Here is a 3,481-nt window from a genome sequence, read left to right as displayed (position 1 = left end):
GATAGTAATTCTTAAGATGTCCATGCGGCCGCCGTTAGCGTGGCGCCCCGACGTATGTGTCTGTATGGGCTACATTAAGTCCATGTCCTGATAAGTGCTACTGTCAGGGGTAGGGAATCTTGTAAGTGAGATGCCGGAAACAGTCATACGCCATGTGATGTCAGATATAAAGCTCACATTCTTTTCTTTTTGAGCATACTTTCTTTAGCATTATGTTTGCTGCAGAGAGGAGCAGTCTGTTCACCTTTCTTGCACTGTGAGGACATATGGCGGCGCAGCGCATGCATGATATGCAGGCCTTCTTGTCAACCTTTGCAGGGTTGTCCGTGCTTATTGCTCCTACAGGACATCTTGAGGCACATAGGCCGCAGCTTGTGCATTGGGCTGTGGGGCGGGGCACGAAGCCTACGCTTCCGGCCTTCTTGTATGGTCTGTTGCCGGGTATTGCAGGCGTGGCAGAGTCGTTGCTGTTCAGCTTGGCGGCTATCTGTTCGGCATATTTGTTAAGTGCGGTATAATCGTCCTGATCGGGGCGATTGGCGGCATATCGGCGGACAATAGAGTGTTCGGCTATGGCTGCCACGGCTGCTACGATGCTGAATCCTGCCTTCTCAGCGCAGTCTTGCAGTTCGGCCAAAGTGTCCTCATAGGCACGGTTGCCGTATACACATACTATTACGGCCCTTGCGCCGTTGCCGCTTATCTGCGTTATGCGCTCAGCTGCCGGGGCAGGCACGCGTCCGCCATACGACGGCACGGCTATCACGGCCACGTCGTCGCCGTTGAGAGCAACGCCCTTAAAGTCGGCCTTGCGGTCGGTAAGGTCAATGTTTACTATGTCGCTGCCGAGCTTTCCGGCAATAAATCCAGCCACCTTTTCGGTTCCGCCCGTCGGGCTGAAGCATATTTTATATATTTTCATTATTCTTTGTCTGATGTTTGTTTTGTTGCAAATATAATAATTTTAAGGCAAAGTCAGATGAAAAAACTTTGCCGTTTTTTGTCGTTGCTCTCGCCTTTGGCTATCTTTAGATAAGATAGTATGCGGCTCGGCAGTGCCAAATGAAAAAACTTTGTTGTTTTTTGCCATTGCTCTCGCCTTTGGCTATCTTTGAATAAGATAGTGTGCGGCTCGGCAGTGTCAAATCAAAAAACTTTGTTGTTTTTTATTTGCCGTTGCTCTCGCCTTTGGCTATCTTTGTAGCAGAAATGGTTTAGATTATGAAATACACAACAGATAAACGATATTCGGAGCAGGGCACGGAAGGGAGATGTGCGGTGTCGTCTCGCAATAAGATTATTTGTCTTTTGCTCTTTGTCGTAGGACTGCTCATGCTCGGCGGAGGCATCTATGGGCTTGTGTCGCTGTCGAAGGCTTCTGGAGCTTTGGGCCATGCCACCGGTGTGATAGACAAGCTCAGCTATAAGAGAGAATACCGGCACCGGAAGAGGCGTACGCACTGGGAGATGCGCATAAGCTACGAGACAGAGCGCTACGGCAAGACGTATATATCGGAAAAGTGCTATCTGCCATTCCGCAGTGAAGGCGACAGCATTGAGGTGATGTATAATCCGGATAACCCCTACGACGTGCGCATTCCGGGCAATGAGCGCTGCATATGGTTTACGCTGCTGAGCGTAGGGCTGTTGTGTATGTCGGGGGTGTGGCTGATGCTCAGGCCGCAACGGCAAAAAGAGCGGCATGCTTAGCGCCATATAATAAAATAAATGTTCTTTATATATTGCATTATGTCCGTTTTGCTATGCCATATAATGACTGAGCAAAACGGACATAATCATGATTTTGTTTTGATTGGGGTTGATGTCTTGTTCTATTTTTTGCCTTTCAGCATCTTCAGCGCAGCCGTTAGTGCCGAGTCGGTTTTGCCCAGAGCGTCGCTTTCGGTATATTTTATGCAGACGTCAGGCTGTATGCCGGTGTTGATAATATCGGAACCGTCGGGATTGGTGAAGCGGCATTCTGCTATCAGCGACGAGTAGCCGTGCCCCCAGTTGCAGAATTTAGGACTGCTTATCACGCCCGCTGTCGGCGTGCCTACAATCTTGCCGAGCGACAGGTTCTTCATTGTTGCGGCAAAGTCTTCGGCTGCCGATGCCGTAAATCCGTCAACAAGAATTATAACGGGGGCGGTTATTCTCAACGAGTCGGGCGTGTTGTTCTTCATCACGAACCAGCCTTCCTGAACGGGCTGCATGGCCACGCCGTTATAGTAGTCGGCCAGTTGGCTGACATTTTTACCGTACATCTCGTAGGCCGTGTTAGCCACTCTTGTCATAATCTTTAAGCCGTCGAATATGTTAGTGTTTCTGTCGGCGATATGTCTTATTATGTTGTGCCATGACTCGTCTGTTCCTCCTCGGTTTCCGCGTATGTCGAATATCACGCCTTTGGCAGACAAGAAATCAGAGAGGTTATTCTCAAAAGCGCTTTTTATTGTGCCGGGCAACGTGAACGTGCTCATCTTCATATACATGATGTTGCCTGGCAGCTTCTTTATGCGGCATTTTGCCGTGTCGCGCCTGATGCTCCAGTCGTCAGTGTCGTCGTAGTTCCTTATGCTTGTCATGAGCTTTGTGTTTATGGTCTTGCCCTTAGGAGTTATTATCTCAATATGATATTCCGCACCTTCCTTGCCTGTAAGGAATATGTCGAGAGCCTTTCTCTTTCTCCATTCCATGTTGGGAGCCGAAACATACGGATAGACATGCCTTTGCAGATATTCGTCGAGCGTCAGGCCGTCCACCTTTTTAATCTCGCTGCCAACAGGCAACAGCGGTTTTAGCTGTCTTGTAGTGTTGGTTATCAGCAGTTTGTCTCCTGCCCACGTAAGTATCAGCGGCACCCTGTAGCGTATGATGTTGCTGTCGTTAAATCGCGTGTGTCCCTCGTTGAAGTGAGCCATGAACTGCGTCATTAAGTCCGAAAACTCCTGTTCGCTTTCGGCATTCAAGACCTTAGTAAGATAGCATCTGTAAAGACTGTCAGGATTAGTCTCCTTGAATTTCTCAGGAAATGCAAAGTTGTTGCTTATTTCTTTCCATATAGAAGAAAGTATATATATTCTTTCGCTCAGAGTAGTGTCCGCCTTGGCCGTGTATGGCACGATGCACATTAAGGCCAAAGCCGCAATAATTATTCTCCTGATCATGTTACGATGTTTTTGCTGAATGTATAGAGTTAAGTTGACTATGCAAATCTTCAGTATGAATTATGCTGACTAATATGTGAAACTTGCAGCCTTAAAACATCCCCGTTTTAACAGCCACAAGAGTAATCATAATTTTCAATTCTCCATTCTCCATTCTCAATTGGCAAATGCCCGTCACGCCTCGATGTTGTATTTCTGAATCTTGTTATACAGCGTCTTGCGGTCGATGGCGAGCAGTTGGGCTGTTTTGGTCTTGTTGCCGCCCGTGGCGCGCAGGGCGTCTATTATGCGCTGTCGTTCGGTGTGCTCGT

At 48.1% G+C, this 3,481-nt stretch carries 4 protein-coding genes; 1 reads left to right on the top strand and 3 read right to left on the bottom strand.

Translation table 11 applies throughout. The annotated features are described in order from the left end of the window. Positions 1-160 precede the first annotated feature (160 nt). Positions 161-922: an EFR1 family ferrodoxin gene (locus tag QVO66_RS06035; RefSeq protein ID WP_021854534.1), complete on the bottom strand. Its 762-nt coding sequence runs from the start codon at positions 920-922 to the stop codon at positions 161-163. A gap of 299 nt (positions 923-1,221) precedes the next feature. Here QVO66_RS06035 and QVO66_RS06030 point away from each other — a divergent pair, with 299 nt between their 5' ends. Further along, positions 1,222-1,710, top strand: a complete 489-nt coding sequence (locus QVO66_RS06030) for a DUF3592 domain-containing protein (RefSeq protein ID WP_021854533.1) — start codon at positions 1,222-1,224, stop codon at positions 1,708-1,710. 122 nt (positions 1,711-1,832) lie between these two features. Here the strand turns inward: QVO66_RS06030 and QVO66_RS06025 are convergent, their stop codons facing one another. Together QVO66_RS06025 and QVO66_RS06020 are read right to left on the bottom strand one after the other, a co-directional pair. Then, the gene (locus tag QVO66_RS06025) at positions 1,833-3,170 is read right to left on the bottom strand and encodes a S41 family peptidase (protein ID WP_021854532.1); all 1,338 of its coding nucleotides are present in this window, start codon (positions 3,168-3,170) and stop codon (positions 1,833-1,835) included. A 174-nt stretch (positions 3,171-3,344) separates the two neighbouring features. Beyond that, a partial coding sequence (locus tag QVO66_RS06020) for a helix-turn-helix domain-containing protein (protein WP_288172668.1) occupies positions 3,345-3,481 on the bottom strand: 137 nt, incomplete at its 5' end.

The sequence above is a fragment of the Prevotella sp. CAG:255 genome (assembly GCF_000431195.1).
Classification (GTDB): domain Bacteria; phylum Bacteroidota; class Bacteroidia; order Bacteroidales; family Bacteroidaceae; genus Prevotella; species Prevotella rara.
The sequence above is the reverse complement of the archived record's forward strand: the minus strand, read 5'-3'. Positions and strand labels throughout refer to the sequence as shown.

Excerpts from the sequence above, each read along its gene's own strand:
- QVO66_RS06035 (WP_021854534.1), bottom strand. The coding sequence starts at position 922 with ATGAAAATATATAAAATATGCTTCAGCCCGACGGGCGGAACCGAAAAG.
- QVO66_RS06030 (WP_021854533.1), top strand. The coding sequence starts at position 1,222 with ATGAAATACACAACAGATAAACGATATTCGGAGCAGGGCACGGAAGGG.
- QVO66_RS06025 (WP_021854532.1), bottom strand. The coding sequence starts at position 3,170 with ATGATCAGGAGAATAATTATTGCGGCTTTGGCCTTAATGTGCATCGTG.